The 21828-nt window shown below is 68.4% G+C and carries 24 protein-coding genes and 1 pseudogene; 9 read left to right on the top strand and 16 right to left on the bottom strand.

The features are described 5' to 3' along the window. Positions 1–35 precede the first annotated feature (35 nt). From PW843_26260 to PW843_26295, 8 genes and pseudogenes are all read right to left on the bottom strand, one after another. Positions 36–317, bottom strand: a complete 282-nt coding sequence (locus PW843_26260; protein ID MDE1150073.1) for a BrnA antitoxin family protein — start codon at positions 315–317, stop codon at positions 36–38. After that, positions 304–579, bottom strand: a complete 276-nt coding sequence (locus tag PW843_26265; protein MDE1150074.1) for a BrnT family toxin — start codon at positions 577–579, stop codon at positions 304–306. Before PW843_26265 ends, PW843_26260 begins: the two co-directional genes overlap by 14 nt. Positions 580–627: 48 nt before the next feature. After that, positions 628–2093, bottom strand: a pseudogene (locus tag PW843_26270) (efflux transporter outer membrane subunit). Next, entirely contained in the window at positions 2090–2212 is a 123-nt protein-coding gene (locus PW843_26275) for a hypothetical protein (protein MDE1150075.1), read from the bottom strand. Before PW843_26275 ends, PW843_26270 begins: the two are co-directional and overlap by 4 nt. A gap of 25 nt (positions 2213–2237) precedes the next feature. Then, on the bottom strand, positions 2238–3143 hold the full coding sequence (locus tag PW843_26280; protein MDE1150076.1) for an HlyD family secretion protein: 906 nt from the start codon (positions 3141–3143) through the stop codon (positions 2238–2240). A gap of 31 nt (positions 3144–3174) precedes the next feature. Beyond that, entirely contained in the window at positions 3175–4716 is a 1542-nt protein-coding gene (locus PW843_26285; protein ID MDE1150077.1) for an MFS transporter, read from the bottom strand. Between the two features lie 115 nt (positions 4717–4831). Beyond that, positions 4832–5785: a LysR family transcriptional regulator gene (locus PW843_26290; GenBank protein MDE1150078.1), complete on the bottom strand. Its 954-nt coding sequence runs from the start codon at positions 5783–5785 to the stop codon at positions 4832–4834. A gap of 3 nt (positions 5786–5788) precedes the next feature. Continuing rightward, entirely contained in the window at positions 5789–6508 is a 720-nt protein-coding gene (locus PW843_26295) for a Crp/Fnr family transcriptional regulator (protein MDE1150079.1), read from the bottom strand. A 109-nt stretch (positions 6509–6617) separates the two neighbouring features. On the opposite strand from PW843_26295, the gene PW843_26300 reads away from it, so the two are divergent. Continuing rightward, entirely contained in the window at positions 6618–7511 is an 894-nt protein-coding gene (locus tag PW843_26300) for a 2-dehydropantoate 2-reductase (GenBank protein MDE1150080.1), read from the top strand. On the opposite strand, the gene PW843_26305 is transcribed toward PW843_26300, so the two are convergent. Both PW843_26305 and soxR read right to left on the bottom strand, forming a co-directional pair. Next, entirely contained in the window at positions 7501–8697 is a 1197-nt protein-coding gene (locus PW843_26305; protein ID MDE1150081.1) for a heparan-alpha-glucosaminide N-acetyltransferase domain-containing protein, read from the bottom strand. The two genes, PW843_26300 and PW843_26305, sit on opposite strands and share 11 nt — an antisense overlap. Before the next feature lie 66 nt (positions 8698–8763). Then, positions 8764–9240, bottom strand: coding sequence for a redox-sensitive transcriptional activator SoxR (soxR, locus tag PW843_26310; GenBank protein ID MDE1150082.1), 477 nt, complete (start codon positions 9238–9240; stop codon positions 8764–8766). Between the two features lie 162 nt (positions 9241–9402). Here soxR and PW843_26315 point away from each other — a divergent pair, with 162 nt between their 5' ends. After that, complete coding sequence (locus PW843_26315) at positions 9403–9684, top strand: type II toxin-antitoxin system ParD family antitoxin (protein MDE1150083.1); 282 nt, start codon at positions 9403–9405, stop codon at positions 9682–9684. 13 nt (positions 9685–9697) lie between these two features. Here the strand turns inward: PW843_26315 and PW843_26320 are convergent, their stop codons facing one another. Then, the gene (locus PW843_26320) at positions 9698–10279 is read right to left on the bottom strand and encodes a TetR/AcrR family transcriptional regulator (protein MDE1150084.1); all 582 of its coding nucleotides are present in this window, start codon (positions 10277–10279) and stop codon (positions 9698–9700) included. A 200-nt stretch (positions 10280–10479) separates the two neighbouring features. On the opposite strand from PW843_26320, the gene PW843_26325 reads away from it, so the two are divergent. From PW843_26325 to PW843_26340, 4 genes are all read left to right on the top strand, one after another. Continuing rightward, complete coding sequence (locus PW843_26325) at positions 10480–11598, top strand: HlyD family secretion protein (protein MDE1150085.1); 1119 nt, start codon at positions 10480–10482, stop codon at positions 11596–11598. Between the two features lie 32 nt (positions 11599–11630). Continuing rightward, the gene (locus PW843_26330) at positions 11631–13211 is read left to right on the top strand and encodes a DHA2 family efflux MFS transporter permease subunit (protein MDE1150086.1); all 1581 of its coding nucleotides are present in this window, start codon (positions 11631–11633) and stop codon (positions 13209–13211) included. A 131-nt stretch (positions 13212–13342) separates the two neighbouring features. Next, positions 13343–13594: an AbrB/MazE/SpoVT family DNA-binding domain-containing protein gene (locus PW843_26335; protein MDE1150087.1), complete on the top strand. Its 252-nt coding sequence runs from the start codon at positions 13343–13345 to the stop codon at positions 13592–13594. Beyond that, positions 13591–13989 carry a type II toxin-antitoxin system VapC family toxin gene (locus PW843_26340; GenBank protein MDE1150088.1) on the top strand — a complete coding sequence of 133 codons (399 nt, stop codon included), beginning with the start codon at positions 13591–13593 and terminating at the stop codon, positions 13987–13989. Before PW843_26335 ends, PW843_26340 begins: the two co-directional genes overlap by 4 nt. A 49-nt stretch (positions 13990–14038) precedes the next feature. Here the strand turns inward: PW843_26340 and PW843_26345 are convergent, their stop codons facing one another. From PW843_26345 to PW843_26365, 5 genes are all read right to left on the bottom strand, one after another. Next, positions 14039–14629 carry a hypothetical protein gene (locus PW843_26345; protein ID MDE1150089.1) on the bottom strand — a complete coding sequence of 197 codons (591 nt, stop codon included), beginning with the start codon at positions 14627–14629 and terminating at the stop codon, positions 14039–14041. Further along, on the bottom strand, positions 14626–15168 hold the full coding sequence (locus PW843_26350) for a sigma-70 family RNA polymerase sigma factor (protein MDE1150090.1): 543 nt from the start codon (positions 15166–15168) through the stop codon (positions 14626–14628). Before PW843_26350 ends, PW843_26345 begins: the two co-directional genes overlap by 4 nt. Positions 15169–15296: 128 nt before the next feature. Next, positions 15297–16541 (bottom strand): NO-inducible flavohemoprotein, encoded by a 1245-nt coding sequence (gene hmpA, locus PW843_26355; protein ID MDE1150091.1) that lies wholly within the window; start codon positions 16539–16541, stop codon positions 15297–15299. An 88-nt stretch (positions 16542–16629) separates the two neighbouring features. Beyond that, positions 16630–17004: a group III truncated hemoglobin gene (locus PW843_26360; protein MDE1150092.1), complete on the bottom strand. Its 375-nt coding sequence runs from the start codon at positions 17002–17004 to the stop codon at positions 16630–16632. A gap of 113 nt (positions 17005–17117) precedes the next feature. Then, positions 17118–17720 carry a TetR/AcrR family transcriptional regulator gene (locus PW843_26365; protein MDE1150093.1) on the bottom strand — a complete coding sequence of 201 codons (603 nt, stop codon included), beginning with the start codon at positions 17718–17720 and terminating at the stop codon, positions 17118–17120. A gap of 331 nt (positions 17721–18051) precedes the next feature. On the opposite strand from PW843_26365, the gene PW843_26370 reads away from it, so the two are divergent. From PW843_26370 to PW843_26380, 3 genes are all read left to right on the top strand, one after another. Further along, positions 18052–18738: a type 1 glutamine amidotransferase domain-containing protein gene (locus PW843_26370; protein MDE1150094.1), complete on the top strand. Its 687-nt coding sequence runs from the start codon at positions 18052–18054 to the stop codon at positions 18736–18738. Positions 18739–19026: 288 nt separating this feature from the next. Further along, positions 19027–20175, top strand: coding sequence for an alkene reductase (locus PW843_26375; protein ID MDE1150095.1), 1149 nt, complete (start codon positions 19027–19029; stop codon positions 20173–20175). 34 nt (positions 20176–20209) lie between these two features. Next, the gene (locus PW843_26380) at positions 20210–21673 is read left to right on the top strand and encodes an NAD-dependent succinate-semialdehyde dehydrogenase (GenBank protein ID MDE1150096.1); all 1464 of its coding nucleotides are present in this window, start codon (positions 20210–20212) and stop codon (positions 21671–21673) included. Positions 21674–21828: the final 155 nt, after the last annotated feature.

Here is a 21828-nt window from a genome sequence, read left to right on the forward strand (position 1 = left end):
TGGCGCTGGCTCAAGGTTTTTCGTTCCGCTGATGCTTACCCGTGCCGTTGCTGGCGCTGCATATAGTCCCGCAGCACGGCATTAATCCGTGTCTGATAACCATCCCCTTGCTCTTTGAACCAGGCGAGAACATCGGCATCGAGACGAAGGGCGATCGGTTTCTTGATCGGCTTGAACAGAAGGCCGCGCACAGCACCGGACCAGTCGGTCACTTCCGGAGCGTCGGGATCTGTAAGGTCAATGTCGCTGTCGGGAAGATCGCGGACCGCATCCAGGGCCGCTTGCTCCTCAGCCGTCAGTTTTCTAGTGCTCGCCATGCTTGTATGCCTTTCTTTCCGTCCGGTCGGCCCGGCGAACACTGATGATCCGGCCAGGGGCGTCGTCATCGGGCAAGGTGTGCACGATGAAGAGGGTGACGCCGCTGATCGAGGCCAGGGTATTCCAGCGATCGCCATCCGGATGAGGATCAGGGACGGAAACGGCTAAAGGGTCATCCAACGCTGCTCGGCCCACGCTAAGGGGCAGGCCATGCTTGCGGCGGTTGGCCTCATCCTTCTTGGGATCCCAGATCCACGCCATCCGAACCCTCATGTCTATACGATAATGTATAGACATGAGGGCCCGCAATCAAGGCGCGGGCGTTGTCGATGTGACGACTTCCGGAAACGTCCCTTCCCAGCCGCCGCCCAACGCCTTGTACAGCCCCACCATGGCCAGCGAGATGGATGTCGTGGCCTCTATCCGATTGCGCCTGGGTGCGCAGCAGGGCGGTCTGCACGGTCAGGACGCGCAGGTAGGTGGCGGCCCCCTGGCGGTACTGCATCTCGGCGGCGTCCAGGGCGGCCTGGTTCTGGCGCACGGCCTCGTCCAGGCGGTCGCGGCGCTTTTGCGAGGCCGCCAGGCTGGTCAGGGCGTCGTCGATCTCATGCCAGGCGCGCAGCACCGTCTGCTGATAGGTCAGGGCGGCCGCCTGCTGTTCGCCTTTGCGCAGTTCCAGGGTGCCCCGGCGCTGGCCGCCGTCGAACAGCGGCAGGCTGACGCTGGGCCCCACCGAATATTGCCGCGATCCCCAGGCGCCCAGTTCGGTGAAACGCGTGGTCTGCAAATCCAGGTCGGCGGTCAGGGTGATACGGGGGTAGAAGTCGGCCTCCGCCACGCCCACGCCGGCCGTGGCGGCGTGCAGCCGGGCGCTGGCGGCACGGATGTCGGGCCGGCGGGTGGCCAGTTCGGATGGCAGGCCCACGGGGTACGACCGCCGGCACGGGCGGGATGGGCTGGCCGGTGCGCAGCTCCGCCGCCAGGGCGCCCGGCGCCTCCGCCGCCAGCTGGCTCAGCGCGTTGATCAGGCGGGCCTGCTGTTCCTCCAGCGCCGGCAGCCGCGCCTCGATGGTGGCGACCTCCGCCGCGGCCGAGGCCACGTCCAGGGTGGTGGCGACCCCGTTTCCCTGGCGGGTGTGGGTCAGGTCCAGCAGGTGGCGGGCGATGTCCAGGTTGCGTCGGGTCAGGTCCAGGTCGGCCTGCACGCCGCGCAGCTGGATGTAGTCACGCGCCGTCTCCGCCGCCACGGCCACCAGCACGTCACGCCGCTGGTCGGCGGTGGCCTCCACCGTGGCGGCCATGCCCTCCACCGCGCGGGCGGTATGGCCCCAGAAATCCAGTTCCCACGCGGCGTCGATGCCCGGCTGGAACAGGTCCAGCGCGGAGGAGGGCGCGCCCAGCAGGCCGTACAGGCCGGTGGGGCTGACGCGTTCGCGCTGATAGGCGGCGTTCAGCCCGACATTGGGCTGGCCGGCGGCGTCCGCCACCGTCAGGCCGGCGCGCGCCTGGACCAGGCGGCTGGTGGCCAGCGCCAAATCCAGGTTGGCGGCGGCCACCTTGGCTTCCAGCGCCGTCAGCCGGGCGTCGCCGTACAGGTTCCACCAGTCGGGCGTGATGGCGGCCTCAACCGCCCGGGACGGCGTCCCGGTATCGGGTGCGGCGGGGTCCTGCCAATGATCGGGCACCGTGGCGGTGGGCGCCTGGAAATCCGGGCCCAGGGTGCAGCCGGCCAGCAGGGCCAGCGTGGCGGCGGCTGTCAGAAGGGGGCGCCTCATTTGCCGTTCCCCTTGGCGGTCGTATCGATTTGAGTGATGACCGACAGGCCGACGCGCAGGGCGGCGGCGCCGTCCTGGCCGGGTTCCAGGACGATCTTCACCGGCAGGCGCTGCACCACCTTGGTGAAGTTGCCGGTGGCGTTGTCAGGCCCCGACGGGGGCGAAGGTCACGCCGGTTGCGGGCGCCACGCTGTCGACATGGCCGCGCAGGGTGACGCCCGGCAGGGCATCGACGTTGACCGTTACCGGCTGCCCGGCGCGGACATGGGCCAGCTGCACTTCCCGGTAATTGGCCAGCACATAGGCCTGGGCCAGGGGCAGGACGGCCAGCAGGGGGTGGCCGATGTTGACATAGGCGCCCACGCGCACCTCACGCTGGCCCACGGTGCCGGCGATGGGGGCGGTGATGCGGGTGTAGTCCAGGTTCAGCTGCGCCTGGTCGCGCGCGGCCTGGGCCTTTTGCAGCGCGCCGGCGGCACTGGCCTTCTGCGCCTCCAGCACCGGCACCTGCTTGCGGGTGGCGTCCACGCTGGCGACGTCACGCTGGCGGCCGGCCAACTGCTGGTCCAGCTGGGCGTCGGCCTGCTGTTGCTGTTCCAGGGTGCCGGCCCCGCTGCTGGCCAGGGCGCGGTAACGGTTGGCGCCGGCATGGGCCAGGGTCAGGGCAGCGTCGTCCGCCCGCACCCGCGCTTCCGCCTCGGTGATCAGGGCCTGCTGCCGGTCCAGGTCGGCGCTCAGATGGTCCAGCTGGGCGGCGGCGGTCGCCACGTCGGCCTCCGCCGCCGCCAGGGCGGTGCGGTAATCGCGGTCGTCGATGCGGGCCAGCAACTGGCCGGCCTGGACCGCCTGGTTATCTTCCACCAGCACCTCGGCGATCAGGCCGGACACCTTGGGCGCCACCAGGGTGTAGTCGGCGGCGACATAGGCGTCGTCGGTCACGGGGCGGGCGGGGTCGCCCAGCAGGCGCGTGCCGCCGGCATAGGCGCCACCGGCCAGCAGCAGCACGGCCCCGGCGATGCCCGCCCGCTTCACGGTCTGGGATGTGGTCATGGGTCTGTTTCCTAAATGAATTGGGGGCCGGTCAGGCGGCGGGCCGGGCCGCCGGTCGGGGCGGATAGACCCGCACCGGCATGACGGGGATGAGCACGATCAGGGCCAGGGCCACCACGGCCATGACGCCGTAGATGTCGGCCACGGTCAGGACCAGGGCCTGCTCCCGCACCCGGTTGCCCAGGCGGGTCAGGTCCCCCATCGCGCTGTCCAGGATGGGCAGGTTGCCCAGCCGATCCAGCAGGGTGTTGGAATGCAGATGCTCCCGCGCGGTGCCCAGGCCCTCCACCACCGCGGTGCCGATGACGGCGGCCAGGCCCTTCACGCTGTTGAACATGGCGGACGCGAAGGGCCCGTCGGTGGGCGTCAGGCTGCCCGTGGCCTGCATCAGCAGGGGGATGACGGCCATGGGCTGGCCGAACACCTGCAGAAGCTGCAGCAGGTAGAAATTCTCACGCGACCAGTCGCTGGTGACCTGGGTGGCGCCCAGGCAGGACAGGGCGATCAGGACCAGGCCGGTGGCCAGCACCCAGCGGCAATCGATCCAGCGGATGTTCAGCAACGCGGCCACCAGCGGCAAGGCCACCAGTTGCGGCAGGGCTACCATCAGGGCCAGGGGCGTGGTTTCCAGCGGGCGATAGCCCCACACCTCCCCCAGATACAGCGACGGCAGGGCGCCCACGGCCGACAGCACCACCAGCACGCCGGCCAGGGTGATCAGCGCGTGGCTGAAGTTCCGGATGCGCAGCAGGCGCAACTGGATGAAGGGCAGGGCGTGCGACCATTCGTTCACCAGGAACAGGACGAACAGCCCGGCCCCGCCCAGGGCCGTGCCTACGATGAGGGGTGAATTGAACCCATCCAGCCGGTCGGCCTGCATCAGGGCCACCACGATCATGCAGATGGCGGGAAAGCCGGTCAGCAGGCCCGGCCAGTCGAACCGGTGGAAGCGTTCCAGCCGTATGGGATCCTGCGGCAGGCCATAGGCGCAGGCGGCTGCCGCGACGGCGCAGAACGGCACCACCTGCCAGAAGGCGAAACGCCAGTCGAACACCTCCGTCCACAGGGCGGCCAGGGGCACGCCCAGGTTGGGGCCGAAGGTGGCGGTCAGGGCATACGCGCCCAGGCCGTACAGCTTGATGCCCGGCGGCAGGAAGCGCAGCGCCGACGACATCAGCATGGGCGGCAGGCAGCCGCCCACCAGCCCCTGCGTCGCGCGCAGCAGGATCAGGCTTTCGGCGTCGGGCGCGAAGGGGCACAGGATGCCCAGGGTGGCGAACGCCAGGATGACGCCGACGATGAAGCGGCGCATGGAAAAGGTGACGGCGAACCAGGGCGCGAACAGCATGCCCGCCACCTGTGTGGCCTCGTACGCCGTGGTCAGCCAGGTGCCATCGTCGTGGCCGATGCCCATGCCGCCCCGGATGTCGGCCATGGCGACCTCCGTCACGTGCTCATTCAAGCCTGCGACCAGGGATGCCAGCAGCACGCCCAGCAGGGCGATGACGATGCGGGGGCCGAAGGGCGGCGGCATGGGCGGGGCGTGGGGGTGGGCCTGGGGATGGGCGGACATGATGCCAACGGACTTTCAAAAGGGTCGCCCTGCTATAGTCCCCTTGTGACCGTTCAAAAACTGAATGTATCTGAATGAATAAGTGCGTTAGACGCACTTATTGTCAGCGGAAGGATCACCCTTCGATCTGTCCCAGGGCGATGGCGCGGGTGGTCTGGCGCAGCCAGCGGTGGGCGGGGTCGTTGTCGAACCGGGGGTGCCAGGACTGGCGCACCACCACCGCCGCCAGCGGCAGGGGGATGGGGAAGATGCGCACGGCCAGGCCCAGGCGCTTCATGCTGGGCAGCATCATGTCCGGCAGGGGCAGCAGCAGGTCGGATTGCGACAATGCCGCCAGCGCCGTGTACAGCGACCCCGTCACCAGCGCCACGTGTGAGGTCAGGCCCATGGCTGAAAGCGCCTGGTCCACCGGCGTGTGGAACAGGCCACGGCGCGAGATGCTGATGCGGGGATAGGCTGCGAACCGGGCGGCGGTGATGTCCTCGCCATCGCCATGACCGCCGTCGCCGAAGATGGGGTGGTCGGGCCGGGCCACGCCGACGAAGCCTTCGGTCGCCAGGGTCTGCACCCGCATTTCCGGGCCGGACGGCGGGTTGGAGGCGATCAGCAGGTCGACGCGCCCCTCGCGCAGGGCGGCGTCATCGCCCTCCCCCTCCGGTGCGAAGCGCAGCTTCACGTTTGGTGCCCGGGCCTGCAGGGTCTTCAGCAGCAGGCCGCCGTGGGCGCTGGCGTAGAAGTCGTTGCCCCGGATGGTGAAGGTGCGGTCCAGGCGGCTGAACTCCGGCTCCCCCTCCGCGCGCAGCAGGCCGGTGGCCTCCGCCACCATGGTGCGCACCCGCTCGCGCAGTTCCAGGGCGCGGGGCGTGGGCACCAGGCGGCGGCCGGCCCGCACCAGGATGGGGTCGCCCACCGTCTCGCGGATGCGGGCCAGGGTGCGGCTCATGGCCGGCGCGCTCAGGTGCAGGCGGCGGGCGGCACCCGCCACGCTGCCTTCCTCCAGCAGCAGGTCCAGGGCGATCAGCAGGTTCAGGTCGGGGTATTGCATGGCACGCAATGATAGCGCGCCCATGCATCAGGATAAATCATCTTCCGCCACCCGGCGCAGGGCGTCGGTGTCGCACAGGGTCAGGTGCTGCCGCTCGCCGGATATCCAGCCCTGCTTCGCCCACGCCGCCAGGGTGCGGCTGGCGGTGTGCAGGGTGGTGCCGGACAATTCCGCCAGGTCCCGCCGCGTCAGGGGGAAGGCGATGGCGGTGGCGCCTGATCCGTTCCTGGCCGATTGGGCGGCCAGGCGCAGCAGGGCGCGGGCCAGGCGCTGTTCCACCCGGCCGGTGGTGGCCTCGCGCAGGCGTTCCTGCACCTCCATCAGCCGCCGGCCGATGACGCCCACCAGGTTCAGGGCGATGGTGGGGTGCCGGGTGATCAGGTCGCGCAAGGCGGCCTCGGTCCAGCTGATCTCCACGCTGTCGGCCACCGTCTCGGCATCGGCGGGATACAGGCGGTCGGTGAACAGGGGCACGGTGCCGAACATCTCCCCGGCACCGATGAAGCGCAGGGCCACCTGGCCGCCGGCGGCCCCCGACTGGCTGATGCGCACCCCGCCGCTCAGCAGGGCGTGGCAATGCTGGGCCGGGTCGCCCTGGTGGAACAGCCGGGTGTGGCGGGGCACGGTGCGGATGCGGGCGGCGGCCATCACCTGGGCCAGGGCCGGCGGCGCCAGGCCCTGGAACAGCTCCATTCCCGCCAGTGCTGCGGGGGGCCAGGCATTGGTTTGGGAAGGCATGGTGGACATGGCCGGCATTGTACCCCATGGGACGCAATGCCGGCCTGCCATGTTCGCGCGCACAGCCAAGATGTTTTTCGGTCCTATCCTGTCGGCGCAATCAGTTGAGGGAACGGGTATGCACATCGGCATCATGGGCGCCGGCGCGGTCGGCTGTTTCTACGGGGCCTTGCTGGCGCGGGCGGGGCACGACGTCACCCTGGTCGGGCGGCCGGCCTTGGTGGCGGGCGTGGCGGCGCAAGGTGGCCTGCGGCTGGAGATGGCGGGTTTCGACGGCATCGTGCCCATCAATGCTGCGGCCGATCCCTCGGCGCTGGCCGAGGCCGACCTGGTGCTGTTCTGCGTGAAGTCAGCCGACACCGTGCCCACCGGCCGGGCGATGGCCCCATACCTTAAGCCGGGCGTGCCCGTGCTGACCCTGCAGAACGGCGTGGACAATGCGGAACGCTTGAGCACCGCGCTGGGCCGGCCGGCAGTGCCGGTGGTGGTCTATGTCGCCACCGGCATGGGCGGCCCGGCCCATGTGCAGCACCACGGGCGCGGCGACCTGATCATCGGCCCGTCGGCGGACAGTGATGCCATCGCCGCCGCGCTCAGCGCTGCCGGCATCCCGACCACCGTGTCGCACGGCGTGGTCGCGGCGCTGTGGGACAAGCTGATCATCAACTGCGCCCACAACCCGCTGTCGGCGGTGGGGCAGGTGACCTATGGCCAGATGGTGGCGGTCGAGGGCGTCACCGATGTCATGACCGACGTGGTCCATGAATGCGTGGCCGTGGCCCATGCCCTGGGCATCGCGGTGCAGGACGACATCCTGGACCGCGTGCTGGCCCTGTCGCGCAGCATGCCCAACCAGTACGCCTCCACCGCCCAGGATCTGGCGCGGGGCAAGCGGACGGAGATCGACTATCTCAACGGCCATATCGTGCGGAAGGGCGGCGACCTGGGCATCGCGACACCGGTGAACCGCACGCTGCTGGCCCTGGTGAAACTGCTGGAATCTAAAGCCTGACATGCAGGCCCCGGCGGTGCAGCGGCACCAGCAGGGCGATGATCAGGGCCAGGATGCCAAGGGCGCAGATGAAGGAAGCCAGGTAGGGCTCCGTCACCACCCGGCCCACCAGGCGATAACCCCAGGCCTGCGGCGTCAGCGGCCCCTCTGTTGTGGGGATCAGCGGCAGGCCGCCCAGGGCGTCCAGCACCTGTGACAGGCTGAAGGCCAGGATGGCGTTGCCGCCCAGCACGCGGCAGGGATACGCGGCCGCTGACCATCCCGGATGCACCGCCGGCCGGTCCAGCAGGGCCGACAGCAGCATCAGGGTGGTCAGGGAAAAGCCGCCGCTGAACAGGGCGAAGCTGGCGGTCCATAGCCGCTTGTTGATGGGCAAAACCGGGTCCAGCGCCAGCCCGGTCCCCATCAGGGCCAGGCCCACCGTCAGCAGCACGGATTTGCGGTCGGTTCGCTTCAGGAAAGCGCCGGCCAGCACGCCCATGGCCACGTTGGCGCTGGCCGGCAGGGTGGAGGGCAGGCCGTCCGGGTCATAGGTCACCAATCCGGCGGCGTTCGTGCCGTAGGGCCACAGATGGGGCACGGTGAAGACCTGACGGTCGATCCAGGCGAACAGGTTCCCGTCCGGGTCCAGCTGGCCGGGGCCGAAGCCCGGCACCGGTATCCACACCAGCGCCGCCCAGGACCCCAGCAACAGCACGGCGATGGCGCCGGCCACGGCCCCCAGGTTCAACGCCGGCGCCCCATCGGCGCCCTGGCGTCTGGTCAGCAGGCACAGGCCCGCCACCAGGGCATAGCACAGGGCGATGCGCTGCAGGATGCCGGGCAGGCGCAGATGCGCCAGGTCGAAGGCCGGCAGGGCGTTCAGGAACAGGCCCAGCAGGATCAGGGACAGCGCCCGCCGCCCGATCTGCCGTGCCGCGGCGGCGGGATCGGCCGCCATGCGGGGGAAGGACAGGGCGATGGCCAGGCCGATGCCGAACAGGAAACCCGGCGCCACCATGTCCGCCAGGGTCCAGCCGTTCCAGGCGGCGTGCTTCAGCTGGGCGTAATATTTGTCCCAGTCGCCCGGGCTGGTCACCAGGATCATGCCGGCCACGGCCAGGCCGCGCAGCACGTCCAGGGAGGCCAGGCGGATCTTGGCGCCGGCGCCCGCCAGGGCGGGTGCGGCGATGGCTGTCACGGTCATGGCGGCGGACACCCCCCTTTGATTATGGGGAAACCCTAGCAGGTTGTGACAACGTTGTCACAAACCTTATTCGGGGGCGCCCGGCAGGCGGCGCGCCCCGGGGCCCAGCGCGCCCAGCTTGTCCGCCGGGTTGTGCAGGCGGCAGACCTCGATGGACAGGCAGCCGCAGCCGATGCACTGGTCCAGCGTGTCACGCAGCGCGGTCAGGGTGAGGATCTGCTGGTCCAGGCGTTCACGCCATAGCGCGGACAGGCGGGCCCAGTCGGCGCGGGTGGGGGTGCGGCCGTCGGGCAGGCCGGCCAAGGCGGCGGCGATATCGGCCAGCGGAATGCCCACTGCCTGTGCGGCCTTGATGAAGGCGACGCGGCGCAGCACGTCGCGGGCATAGCGCCGCTGGTTGCCGCCCGACCGCAGGCTGCTGATCAGGCCCTGGCGTTCGTAGAAGTGCAGGGCGGACACCGCCACCCCCGCCCGCTCCGCCACCTGGCCGACGGACATCAGGGCCTTGATGTTGAAGGGTTTGCCCGTCGACGCATCCGCCATGATCCATCCCACCTTATCCCAACATATATTGAGGTTTTAGCCCGGCGGCTCGGCAATTTGAATGGCCTTTTGGGAAAGGTCATGTGCTGAGCGATGCTTGAGAAGGGTTGGCCGGTACGATATCATCATACCGGCTTCATGACATGGCGAGGGAAGGTCCGCATGGCGGCACCCGAGAAACGGTCATTCACCCTGCCGACCGAACAGACCGCCTACATCGATGACATGGTCGCGACCGGCGCTTACGCCAGTGCCAGCGAAGTGGTGCGCGCCGGCATCCGTGCTTTGCAGGAGCGTGACGCCGCTGTGGAGCGGTGGCTGCGCGAAGAGGTGGTGCCGGTTTATGACGCGATGAAGGCCGACCCATCGCGGGGCGTGCCGGCGGAGGATGTGTACGCCGCCATTCGTGCCCGCCATGCGGACCGGCGCAAGGGAAGCGTGTGATCCCTAGCCTCGTTTACTCCCCCTTGGCTGCGATGCCGTGGATCATGATGTCCACGATGCCCTCGGTCCATGCCTCTTCCAGCGGGATGTTCAGGATCAGCCGGTAGTAGAGCGACCCGAAGGTCAGGTCCAGGATGGTGTTGGGGTCCAGGTTGGGCCGCAGCGCCCCTTCCTCCATGCCCCGTTGCAGCAGCTGGATGGCCTTGGCCCGGCGCGGAATCAGGAAACCTTCCTGGAACAGGCGCAGGGTTTCCGGGTCGCGCTGGCATTCCGCCAGGATGCCGGCGACGATGCGGCCGGTCGCACCCCGCATGGCGCGGGTCACCGACCGCAACAGGCGGGCGAAGGTGTCCAGCGTGGAGGCCCCGCTGATGTCCAGGGGCGCCTCCACCGCGATGCGGTCCAGCACCGCCTCCATGGCGATGGCGCCGCGGCTGGGCCACCAGCGATAGAGGGTGCTGCGCGACACGCCGGCGCGGCTGGCCACCTTGTCCAGGGTCAGGTGGGCCAGGCCGTTTTCCTGCAACAGCTCGTACGTGGCTTTCAGGATGGCGGCGTGGCTGGCATCGCTGCGCGGACGGCCGACGGAGGCCATGGTGCTTCTCCCGATGGGGTAGGGACGGGCGGGTGACATCCCACCCTAACCCCGCCTGTGATTACCGACACATTCCGGTACAGCATGTCTCGTATTCAAACGCGGCGCTGCCGGCTAATTTCGAAACAGTACATCTTGTATCGAAATTTGAACACGGGCGTCTTCGGCCCCACCCGATCCGATCTTTGAGGAGGCTTCCCATGGCCAACATCACCGACACCGCCGCCGGCATCCCGTCGGCCTCAAATCCCGCCGCCACCTCGAAGGTCGGTGGCATCGTGAAGCGCGTGCTGCTGGCCGGCGCCGGCCTGGCCGCCCTGGCTTATGCCGCCCATGCCGGCGTTGATTACTGGACCACCGGCCGCTTCCTGGTGGAAACGGACGACGCCTATGTCGATGCCGACGCCTCCACCATCGCGCCGCACGTGTCCGGCTACATCGCCCGGGTGCTGGTGGATGACAACCAGGTGGTGAAGGCCGGCCAGCCGCTGGCCACCATCGATGACAGAGATCTGGTCACCGCCCTGGCGCAGGCCCGCGCCGCCCGCCAGACGGCGGAGGCCAAGGTGGTCAACATCGTCAGCCAGATCACCATGCAGCAGGCGCTGATCGACCAGGCCGGTGCCCGCCGCGTCTCGGCCAAGGCGGCGGCGGCCTTCGCCGCCCAGGACAATGACCGTTTCAGCCAGCTGGTCATCACCGGCGCCGGCAGCGCCCAGAAGGCGCAGCAGGCGGCATCGGTGCACCGCCAGGCCGATGCCGACGTCAGCAATGCGGAAGCCGCCTTGGTCGCCACCCGCCAGCAGGTCGCCGTGCTGGAAACCCAGCGCGCCACGGCGCTGACGGAGGTGGAACAGGCCAAGGCCGCGGAACACCAGGCCGAACTGAACCTGGGCTACGCCACCATCACCGCCCCGGTGGACGGGGTGGTGGGCGCCCGCTCCGTCCGGGTCGGCCGCTACGTCCAGGCGGGCACGCAGCTGATGGCGGTGGTGCCGCTGAAACAGGTCTACGTCGTCGCCAACCTGAAGGAAACGCAGCTGACCAACGTGAAGCCCGGCCAGTCGGTGGACATCGCCGTCGACACCTACCCCGGCGCGGTCGTCCACGGCCGGGTGGACAGCATCTCCCCCGCCAGCGGGCTGAAGTTCGCGCTGTTGCCGGCCGACAACGCCACCGGCAACTTCACCAAGATCGTCCAGCGCGTGCCGGTGAAGATCGTGCTGGACGCCGATGCCGCCGCCGGCAAGGGCGCGGTGCAACTGCGCCCCGGCATGTCGGTCGAACCCAGCATCAACACCAAGGACGCGGCGAACTGAACGGTTCGCGCGCGGGATCGGGAGTAAGGGTCATGGCAAACGCGGTGCCCAATACAGCGCCCGGCGCGGAAGCGCCCATCGGCTTCAGGACATGGGCGGCGGTGGTGGGGTCGATGATCGGCGCCTTCATGGCGGTGCTGAACATCCAGATCACCAACGCCTCGCTGCCCGACATTCAGGGCGCCATCGGCGCCGGCATCGATGACGGCGGCTGGATCTCGACATCATACCTGGTGGCGGAGATCGTGGTCATCCCGCTGACCGGTTTCCTGGTGCCGGTGTTCTCGCTGCGCCGCTACCTGCTGACCAACACGGTGTTGTTCCTGGTGCTGTCGGTCGCCTGCGCCTTCGCCGGCAATCTGCAGCAGATGATCGTGCTGCGGGCCTTGCAGGGTTTCTTCGGCGGCGTGCTGATCCCGCTGGCCTTCACCATCACCCTGACCATGCTGCCCCGCTCCAAACAGCCGGTGGGTCTGGCGCTGTTCGCCGTGTCGGCCACCTTCGCCCCGGCCATCGGCCCCACCATCGGCGGTTACCTGACCCAGACTTATGGCTGGAAGTACATCTTCTACGTCAACATCGCCCCCGGCCTGGTCATGCTGGCGGCCCTCATCCCCACCCTGCCGGCGTCGCGCATGAACCTATCGCTGCTGAAAAAGGGCGATTGGCCCGGCATCGCCACCCTGGCCATCGGCCTGGCGGCCCTGCAAACGGTGCTGGAGGAGGGCAACAAGGATGACTGGTTCGGTTCCCCCTTCATTCTGAAGCTGTCGGTGGTGGCGGTGCTGTCGCTGGCCGCCTTCCTGTGGATCGAACTGACGGTGGCCCATCCGCTGCTGAACCTGCGCCTCTTGAGGCAGCGCAACTTCGGCCTGGGCAGCGTCAGCAACATCATCCTGGGCATGGCGCTTTACGGTTCGGTCTACCTGCTGCCCAGCTACCTGTCGCAGATGCAGGGCTACAACTCCCAGCAGGTGGGTGAGGTGCTGGCCTGGACCGGCCTGCCGCAGTTGGCCATCATTCCCTTCATCCCCTACCTGATGAAGAAATTCGACACGCGGGTCCTGGTGGGCGCCGGCTTCGTCCTGTTCGCCGCCAGCTGTTTCCTGAACATCCACCTGACCAAGGACTATGCCGCCGACCAGCTGTTGCTGCCCAACGTGGTGCGCGCCGTGGGCCAGTCGCTGGTGATGGCGCCCCTGTCGGCGCTGGCCACCGGCGCCATCGCCAAGGAGAACGCGGGCTCCGCCTCGGCCCTGTTCAACATGATGCGCAATTTGGGCGGTTCCATCGGCATCGCCGGCTTGCAGACCATCCTGACCAAGCGGGAACAGTTCCACTCCACCGTCATCACCACCCACGTGACGGGGTTCAGTGAGGCCACCGCCGACCGGATCCAGCAGTTGCAGCAGTATTTCATGTCGCTGGGCACGGTCGATCCCGATGCCGCCTGGAACCAGGCGATCCAGGCCATCGGTAAATCGGTGAAGCTGCAATCCTTCCTGCTGGCCTACGGCGACGCCTTCTACCTGATGGGGGCCGCCCTGCTGCTGGCGCTCGCCGCCGCCCTGTTCATGCAGAAGACCGCCGGCAGCGGGGCGGGCGCGCACTGAGCCGCTGTTCCCGTCAGATGCCAGACGCCTCCACCCACCGGTGGGGGCGCTTTGGTTTTGGGGGCGCCGGCTTGAATGAAAGGCGATTTTGCCTTACATTTTGACTGTCTCCACACAGCGGGAAAACGTCAATGGGCATCGTTCTAACCGTCACCGCCAAGGGCCAGGTCACGTTGCGCAAGGACGTTCTGGATCATTTGGGCATTCGGCCTGGCGATAAGCTTGAAGTGGATCTGCTCCCGTCGGGGCGGGCGCAGGTGCGGGCGCGGCCGGGGCAGCCGGTTTCCAGCATTTTTGACATGCTGAAACGGCCTGGTCAGCCGACGCTGTCGGTTGAAGAAATCAATGAGGCCACCGCTGCCGGATGGGCTGGCGAGCGGTGAAGATCATTGTCGATACCAATGTCTTGCTGCGCGCCTTCCTGGGCGATGACGCGAAACAGGCGGCGGTCGCAAAACGGACTTTGGAGCAGGCGAGCCTCATCGCCATACCCGTGCCGGCATTTTGTGAATTCGTGTGGGTGCTGCGACGGCAATACAAGGTGCCGGGGGCGGATATAGCCGCCGCGATCGAGGCATTGTTGGTGATCGAAACCGTCCAGACGGACTTGCCTGCGGTTGAGGCTGGTTTGGCGGTCTTGAAAGCGGGCGGTGATTTCGCCGATGGCGCCATCGCGGCCCAGGGTGGTCCCTTGGGCGGGGCGTTGTTCGCCACCTTCGACCAAACGGCGCGCCTCCTTTGGCAGCGCCAGGGTGGACAGGTGGCCATGCTGGAATAGGGGGCTGGGGGCTGCTGATGGCATTGCGCCCCCTCCCGCTACCCGCCCATCACTCCGCCAGCAAATGGTTCAGGTCGTCGATCCGCCGTTGCAGGCGGGCTGCACCCAGCAGGCTGGCCAGCCAGACCACCACCAGGCAAAGGGCGGCGATGGTGAGGGCCAGGGCCAGGATGGCGTAGGCCGTCCCGATATCGCCGCCGCCGTGGATGGCGACCCCGCTGCCGGCCGCCATCAGCACGATGCCGGGAACGTAGGGCAGCAGGTACCAGCGCCAGACGGCGGTCATCTCATCGCGCTGGTGGATCAGCGCGCCGCGATAGGCGTCCACCACCTCCACCGGCCGGCCGTCGGCCACGGTGGCCTTTGGCGGCGCCCGGCGCGGAATCTGGGTCAGGGTGTAAAGGACGGCCAGCATTTCCAGAGCCCCGCCGGCCTTCAGCATCCAGCCGGGCATGAACCAGACATAGGTGCAGAACAGCAGGATGCTGAGGGCGGCACTGCCGTATTGCCAGCGGGCGCGGTGGCGGACGAGGTGTTCGAACCGGGCGGCCTTCGCCTTGATGTCGTTCAGGGTCATGGCGTCGATCTCCTGTTTCTGGCTTTGCCAAAGGGTTTGCAGGGTGTCGGGCTCGGGTGTCATGCCTGGCCTCCCTGGTGGAAGTGCGGGGGGTGGAAGTGCCGGGCCAGCACGGCCTTGGCGCGGTGGATCTTGGTGGCGACGGCGCCGGGGGACAGGCCGGTGATCTCGCCGATGGCGGCGGCGTCCATCCCCTCCAGGTACAGCAGCATCACCTGCTGGTCCGGGGCCTTCAGGCGGCGCACCAGGTCGTACAGCCGGGCCACGGTGCGCTGGCGGTCGGCGGCGTCCTCGGGGTTGTCGGCGGCCGGCAGGTCGGCCAGTTCGTCCAGGCTGGCGGCCTGGTCGGGCCGTGATTTGCGTTGGCGCAGGGCATGGCCGGCGCCGACGTTGTGGGCCACGCGGTACACCCAGGTGCGCATGGAACAGCGGCCGTCGAATCCACCCAGGCTGCGCCACAGGGCCAGATGGATGTCCTGCAGCAGGTCGCGGGCCAAGTCGGCGTCGCGCTCATAGGCGCGTGCCAGCCGTTCCAGCGCGGCGCCGAAGCTGTCGGCGGCCCGCTGGTAGCGCGCATCCTGGTCTTCATCCCCGCCGTCCATGTCCCGTCCCTCGGTGGTGCTGACAAGGTAGTCCGACCGGCTGGCGATTTCTTTCAGGGCATACGAAAAAAAGCCCCTGTCCCGGGATCGGGCAGGGGCTTCAGGGTGTGATGGGGGCGGGGGGGCTGCTACGCCGCCATCAGTTCCTCGGCGGGGCCGAAGAATTCGTAATGGATTTGGGATGCCGCCACGCCCGCCTGGGCCAGGCCGGTGACGAAGGTCCGCAGGAAGGGCTTGGGCCCGCACAGATAGATGTCGGCCCCGGCCAGCGGCGTGTTGGTCCTGAGCCAGTCCAGGGTGACCAGGCCCCGGGTGACTGGCCCGGCGTCGTGGCTGACGCCGACCGCGTCACCCGCCAGCGGGTCGGCGTAGAAGGTGGCGACCTTGATGTGGGGCCGCGTCGCCGCCAGAGCGCGCACGTGGCCATCCAGGGCGTGGGTGGCGCTGTTGGCGGCACCGTGGATGTAGTGTGTCTCCAGACCCGGGTGCCGGTCGGCGATGGTTTCCAGCATGGCGACCATGGGTGTCAGGCCGACCCCGCCCGACAGCAGAATCACCGGCCGCTGCGGCCGTTCCGCCAGGAAGAAGTCGCCGGCGGGCGGGGACACCTGCAGGACATCGCCCACCGCCACCCGGTCGTGCAGCCAGGGGGAGGCGGCACCGCCCACCTCTCGCTTCACGGTGATGCGATAGCTGCGGCCATTGGCGGCGGTGGAGATGCTGTAGTTGCGGCGCACCGGCGCCTGGTTGGCGCCGTGCACCGGCAGCAGGAAGGTCAAATACTGCCCCGCCTTGTGGCGCAGCACGGGGCCGCCGTCCTTGGGCGCCAGGACCAGGCTGGTGATGACGGCGCTTTCCACGATCTTCTCGGCCACGATGAAGTCGCGCCAGCCGGCCCAGCCGCCCTCCGCACCGGCCACGGCGTCATAGATCACCTGTTCGCGCGCCATCAGCACGCGCGCCAGGAACCAGTACGCCTCACCCCAGGCGTTCAGCACGGGCGGCGTGGCGGCATCACCCAAAACCTCCTGGATGGCGGCCAGCAGGGCGGTGGCCACGAAGGGGTAATGTTCCGGCAGGATGCGCAGGCCCACATGCTTCTGCGCGATGCGCTCCACCGCCGAACCCAGGGCGCCCAAATTCTCGATATTGCGGGCATAGCCCAGGATGGCGTCGGCCAGGGCCTTGGCCTGCGCCCCGCCGCCCTCGCCACCGGGCGTGTGGTGGTGGGATTGGTTGAACAGCGCCGCGATATGCGTGTCCTGGAACAGGCGCGCATACATGGCGCGGGTGATGGCGGGGCCGTGGTCGGCCAGGGCGGGCACGGTGGCCTTGACGATGGCGATGGTCGCGGCGCTCAGGGGCTGGGGCATGGTGGTTCCTCATCTGCGGTGGGCAAAAGGCTCCGCCCTCAGGCCGGCCGCGTGGCCGCCCGCTGGGGCGAAGGGAAGGGGCGGGGATTTAGGCGGCGGGCCGGTAGAACAGGCCCAGTTGCAGGCTGGTGGCGATGCGGGCCGCCTTGGCCAGGGCGTCGGCCGCGGCCTCCGGCGGCAGCACCTCCGCCGTCGTCTGCGACCACAGGGCCAGCCAGCGGTCGAACATGGCGGGTGTCAGCCGCTGCAAGTGCTTCAGGTGGGCGGCCATGGGGTTGCCCTTGTAACGGGGACCGGCCAGCCTTTCGGGCGGCAGCATCAGGGCCGACCAGAAGGCCGTCAGGGTTTCCAGATGCTGGTCCCAGTCGGTGATGGCGCGGTTGAACACCGGCCCCAAATCGGGATCCTGCCGCACCCGGGCATAGAAGCGGGACACCAGCGTGGCCAAGAGGCGCTCATCCATGGCTTGCTCTCTAAATCATGTATTTTGAATACATGTTATTGGGCGACCAAAAAGATGCGTCATGAATATATGTTATGTCGGCTATGTGGGATTGGCCTGGCGCGGCCGGACGCCTACCGCCCGGCGATGCCCAGCAGGCGCCGCGTGGTCTGAAGTGCCGTCTCGAACGGGTCGTGGGTGCGCACGATCTTGACCATGACGCTGGCGCCCAGCCACAGGTAATAGAGCGAGGCCGCCAGGTCCGTCGCCGGCTCCGTGACGGACAGCGACCCGTCCTGGACACCGGCGTCGATGGCGCGCGTCAGCCGCGCGATGATGCCGTTGGTCCCCGCCTTCAGCACCAGCCGCATCGGTTCCGACAGGTCCGACACCTCGGCCCCCAGCTTCACCGCCAGGCAGCGCCCCTGGCAGTCGTAGGCGCCCTGGTTCTCGCGCCACAGGGCCCAGTAGGTCATCAGCCGCTCCGCCATTGTCAGGCCGGGGCGGGCCAGCAGCGTGTCCATCTCACCGTGATAATCGGTGAAATACTCCACCAGCATGGCCTCGCCAAAGGCGTCCTTGGAGGCGAAGTAATGATAGAAGGACCCCTTCGGCACGCCGGCATCCTTCAGGATCTCGGTCAGGCCGACGGCGGAGAAGCCCTTCCGGCTCATGATCTTCTGGCCGGAGGCGAGGATGGTCTCGCGGGCGTCGGGTTCGTGAAGTGCGATCATCATGGCGCCAACCTACCGTTCATTAGACCAGTCGTCTACAACATAGTGCGCCGTTCGCGCTGCGCTAGGCCGGTTAACGCGAATCTCCGTCTCATTGGGCAAAACTGCCGAGCCGATCTGCGAGGAAGGTGTGCCGGGCTCGCGCCAGAAAAATCGACCTTGAGCAAAATAGGCACTAGACGACCGGTCTAATCGCAGTTAGTTAAATGTCCATCGGCGCCACCGACGGTCCGACGGACGATCCGGTGGCGGTGAATGTCTTCAAGGGTCAAGACGACCGGTCTAATCAATCGGCCACTCCTGGCCGCCCCAACAAGATGAAGGAACTTTCCCCATGAAAATCCTGATGGTGCTTACCTCGCACGACACGCTGGGCGATACCGGCCGCAAGACCGGCTTCTGGCTGGAGGAGCTGGCGGCCCCCTACTACACGTTCAAGGATGCCGGGGCGGAGATCGTCCTGGCCTCGCCCAAGGGCGGCCGTCCGCCCCTGGACCCGAAGAGCAATGAGCCCGATTTCCAGACCGCCGACACCCACCGGTTCGAGGCGGACGCGGAGGCAACCGAGGCGCTGTCCCACACCGTCAAGCTGTCCGATGTTTCAGCGGCCGACTTCGACACCGTGTTTTATCCCGGTGGCCATGGCCCGCTGTGGGACCTGGCGGAAGATGGCAACTCGATCAACCTGATCGAAAGCTTCGTGGCCGCCGGCAAGCCCGTCGCCTTCGTCTGTCACGCCCCCGGCGTCCTGCGCCATGTGAAGACCGCCGGCGGGCGGCCGCTGGTGGAGGGCAAGAAGGTCACCGGTTTCACCAACACCGAGGAAGAAGCGGTCGGCCTGACCCAGGTCGTGCCCTTCCTGGTCGAGGATGAGCTGAAGGCCAAGGGCGGCCTCTATTCCAAGGGTCCCGACTGGGCATCCTACGTGATCCAGGACGGTCAACTGATCACCGGCCAGAATCCCGGTTCCTCGCCCGCCACGGCCCGGGCGCTGATGGACGCGCTGAAGGTCGGCGCCTGATCACCTGAAAACGGCAGGCGGGGGCATCCGACATGCGCACCCTTTGGCACTGGGTTGGCACCGCCTTGGTGGCGCAGCCCTTCTATTCTGAAGAAATCAGGATGGTCCAGCTGCTGCTCCAGCCCTGGATCCATCGGCTGCCGCACGTCGCCTTGCCCCGCCTGGGCCGATAGGCCCCAACCACCCACCACACATCCCCGTACCATCACCCCCGGCGCCGACCGCGCCGGGGGACGGGTCCCCGCATGCCCGCCCCGGGCGGCGGCGGACCCGGGAGGAGACCAGACGATGACCGGAAACCACATCTATTTCTCGCCCGTCCAGCTGGGCCGCCACACGCTGGCCAACCGCATCGTGCTGCCGCCGCTGACCCGCCAGCGTGCGGCCCAGCCGGGCGATGTGCCCACCGACCTGATGGCCGACTATTACCGCCAGCGCGCCAGCGCCGGCTTCATGGTGACGGAGGGTGCGCAGATCGAGCCGCGCGGCCAGGGCTACGCCTGGACGCCGGGCATCCACACCCCGGCCCAGGTCGCCGGCTGGCGCAAGGTGACCGACGCGGTCCATGCCGAGGGTGGGGTGATCTTCGCCCAGCTGTGGCACGTCGGCCGCGTGTCGCACCACGCGCTGCAGCCGGATGGGGCGTCCCCTGTCGCCCCGTCCGCCATCGCCCCCGACAAGGTGCGCGCCTTCATCGAGACGGCACCCGGCGCCGGTGTGCTGGTGCCGCCGCCCACGCCCCGCGCGCTGACGGTTCCGGAGATCGAGGAACTGGTCGGCCTTTACGCCCAGGCGGCGCGCAACGCCATCGCCGCCGGCTTCGATGGGGTGGAGATCCACGCGGCCAATGGCTATCTGGTCAACCAGTTCATCTCCGCCCACGCCAACCAGCGCGACGACGCATATGGCGGCTCGCTGGACAACCGCCTGCGTTTCCTGCGTGAGATCGTGGCCGCCGTGTCCGACGCCGTCGGCGCCGACCGGCTGGGCGTGCGCTTCACGCCGCTGTTCGAAAGCACCGACCAGGATCGCGTCTATATCGGCCTGGTGGAGGATGATCCGCACGCCACCTACATCCAGGCGATCAAGGTGCTGGACGACGCCGGTGTCGCCTATCTTTCCATCGCCGAGGCCGATTGGGACAACGCGCCCGACCTGCCCCCCCGTTTCCGCCAGGCGGTGCGCGCGGCCTATCGCGGCCGGATCATCTATGCCGGCCGGTACACCGTGGAACGCGGCGCCCGCCTGCTGGAAAGCGGCCTGGCGGACATGGTCGCCTTCGGCCGCCCCTTCGTCGCCAATCCCGACCTGCCGGCGCGCATCGCCAACGGCTGGCCCTTGAACCCGGTGGACACCGCGACGCTCTACGGCGGCGGCGCCAAGGGCTACATCGACTACCCGACCTATGGGGCCCCGGCCACGCAAGCCGCGGAATAGTCCCCGACCCCTTTCAGAAGAAGGATTGAGCACCATGGACATCCTGAACAATCTCAAGGCGGCCGGCTGGCTACGTGAGCGGAACGCGATCGGCGGCACCTGGCGTGATGCGGAAGGCGGCGCGCGGTACGACGTCGGCAATCCGGCGACGGGGGCCGTGATCGGCACCATCCCCTGGGCAGGCGCGGTTGAGACCAAGGCCGCCATCGATGCCGCCCAGGCCGCGTTCGGCCCGTGGTCGCGCGAACTGGCGACCACCCGCGCCGACGCCCTGTTGCGCATGGCGGCGGTCATCCGCGACAATGCCGACCTGCTGGCGTCCATGCTGACGCTGGAACAGGGCAAACCCCTGGCCGAGGCGCGCGGCGAAATCCAGCTGGGCGCCAATTACGTGCAGTGGTTCGCGGAAGAGGCGCGCCGCGTCAATGGTGAGATCATCCCCTCGCCCTGGCAGGGGCGCCAGCTTCTGGTCATGCGCGAACCGGTGGGCGTGGTCGCCGCCATCTCCCCCTGGAACTTCCCCTTCTCCATGCTGTCGCGCAAGATCGCCCCGGCGCTGGCGGCCGGCTGCACCGTGGTGGTGAAGCCGTCGGAATTCACGCCCTATTGCGGGCTGGTCTGGGCCATCCTGGCGGAAAAGGCGGGCATTCCCGCCGGCGTGGTTAATGTCGTCACCGGCGACGCGGTGGCCATCGGTGGTGAGCTGACCGCCAATCCGCTGGTGCGCAAGCTGACCTTCACCGGCTCCACCCGGGTGGGCAAGCTGCTGTACCAGCAGTCGGGCGCCACGATGAAGAAGCTGTCGATGGAACTGGGCGGCAACGCCCCCTTCATCGTCTTCGACGACGCCGACCTGGACCGGGCGGTCGAGGGCGCCATCGCGGCCAAGTACCGCAACGCCGGCCAGACCTGCGTCTGCGCCAACCGCTTCTATATCCAGGACGGCATCTACGAGGCCTTCGCCCAGCGCTTCACCGAGCGGGTGAAACAGCTGAAGGTCGGCGACGGTTTCGAGGACGGCGTGCAGCAGGGCCCGCTGATCAATGAGGCGGCGGTGGCCAAGGTCGCCGCCCATGTCGCGGATGCGCTGGCCAAGGGCGGCACGCTGCTGGCCGGCGGCCGGCGCCACGCGCGGGGCGGCACCTTTTTCGAGCCGACGGTGATCCGCGACGCCACCGACGACATGGTGGTCGCGCATGAGGAGACGTTCGGCCCCCTGTCGGCCCTGTTCCGCTTCAAGGACGAACAGGACGCCATCGATGCCGCCAACGCGTCGGAATTCGGGCTGGCCGCCTATTTCTACACCACCAACCTGGCCCGCACCTTCCGCGTCGCCCGGGCGCTGGAAAGCGGCATGGTCGGCATCAACGAAGGCATCATCACCAATGAGGCCGCCCCCTTCGGCGGCGTGAAGGACAGCGGCATCGGCCGTGAAGGCTCCAGCCACGGCATCGAAGAATTCCTCCAGCTGAAATATCTGAGCCTCGGCGGGCTCTGATACTGAGCGCCCTCAGGCGCCGGGCGCCCGCATCCGCGGGCTGGGCTTCCTCGCATTCCAGTCCACTCCCGTTCCCCGGAATGCTCCGGCGGACACGGCGTCGTGTCCTACCAGCGGCTCGTGCCGCTGTGGGCCCCATTTGCAAAACAGGAGAG

Source organism: Azospirillaceae bacterium (assembly GCA_028283825.1).
Classification (GTDB): Bacteria; Pseudomonadota; Alphaproteobacteria; order Azospirillales; family Azospirillaceae; genus Nitrospirillum.

Coding starts and splice junctions, on each gene's coding strand:
- PW843_26260 (MDE1150073.1), bottom strand. CDS start 317: ATGGCGAGCACTAGAAAACTGACGGCTGAGGAGCAAGCGGCCCTGGAT.
- PW843_26265 (MDE1150074.1), bottom strand. CDS start 579: ATGGCGTGGATCTGGGATCCCAAGAAGGATGAGGCCAACCGCCGCAAG.
- PW843_26280 (MDE1150076.1), bottom strand. CDS start 3,143: ATGACCACATCCCAGACCGTGAAGCGGGCGGGCATCGCCGGGGCCGTG.
- PW843_26285 (MDE1150077.1), bottom strand. CDS start 4,716: ATGTCCGCCCATCCCCAGGCCCACCCCCACGCCCCGCCCATGCCGCCG.
- PW843_26290 (MDE1150078.1), bottom strand. CDS start 5,785: ATGGGCGCGCTATCATTGCGTGCCATGCAATACCCCGACCTGAACCTG.
- PW843_26295 (MDE1150079.1), bottom strand. CDS start 6,508: ATGTCCACCATGCCTTCCCAAACCAATGCCTGGCCCCCCGCAGCACTG.
- PW843_26300 (MDE1150080.1), top strand. CDS start 6,618: ATGCACATCGGCATCATGGGCGCCGGCGCGGTCGGCTGTTTCTACGGG.
- PW843_26305 (MDE1150081.1), bottom strand. CDS start 8,697: ATGACCGTGACAGCCATCGCCGCACCCGCCCTGGCGGGCGCCGGCGCC.
- soxR (MDE1150082.1), bottom strand. CDS start 9,240: ATGGCGGATGCGTCGACGGGCAAACCCTTCAACATCAAGGCCCTGATG.
- PW843_26315 (MDE1150083.1), top strand. CDS start 9,403: ATGGCGGCACCCGAGAAACGGTCATTCACCCTGCCGACCGAACAGACC.
- PW843_26320 (MDE1150084.1), bottom strand. CDS start 10,279: ATGGCCTCCGTCGGCCGTCCGCGCAGCGATGCCAGCCACGCCGCCATC.
- PW843_26325 (MDE1150085.1), top strand. CDS start 10,480: ATGGCCAACATCACCGACACCGCCGCCGGCATCCCGTCGGCCTCAAAT.
- PW843_26330 (MDE1150086.1), top strand. CDS start 11,631: ATGGCAAACGCGGTGCCCAATACAGCGCCCGGCGCGGAAGCGCCCATC.
- PW843_26335 (MDE1150087.1), top strand. CDS start 13,343: ATGGGCATCGTTCTAACCGTCACCGCCAAGGGCCAGGTCACGTTGCGC.
- PW843_26345 (MDE1150089.1), bottom strand. CDS start 14,629: ATGACACCCGAGCCCGACACCCTGCAAACCCTTTGGCAAAGCCAGAAA.
- PW843_26350 (MDE1150090.1), bottom strand. CDS start 15,168: ATGGACGGCGGGGATGAAGACCAGGATGCGCGCTACCAGCGGGCCGCC.
- hmpA (MDE1150091.1), bottom strand. CDS start 16,541: ATGCCCCAGCCCCTGAGCGCCGCGACCATCGCCATCGTCAAGGCCACC.
- PW843_26360 (MDE1150092.1), bottom strand. CDS start 17,004: ATGGATGAGCGCCTCTTGGCCACGCTGGTGTCCCGCTTCTATGCCCGG.
- PW843_26365 (MDE1150093.1), bottom strand. CDS start 17,720: ATGATGATCGCACTTCACGAACCCGACGCCCGCGAGACCATCCTCGCC.
- PW843_26370 (MDE1150094.1), top strand. CDS start 18,052: ATGAAAATCCTGATGGTGCTTACCTCGCACGACACGCTGGGCGATACC.
- PW843_26375 (MDE1150095.1), top strand. CDS start 19,027: ATGACCGGAAACCACATCTATTTCTCGCCCGTCCAGCTGGGCCGCCAC.
- PW843_26380 (MDE1150096.1), top strand. CDS start 20,210: ATGGACATCCTGAACAATCTCAAGGCGGCCGGCTGGCTACGTGAGCGG.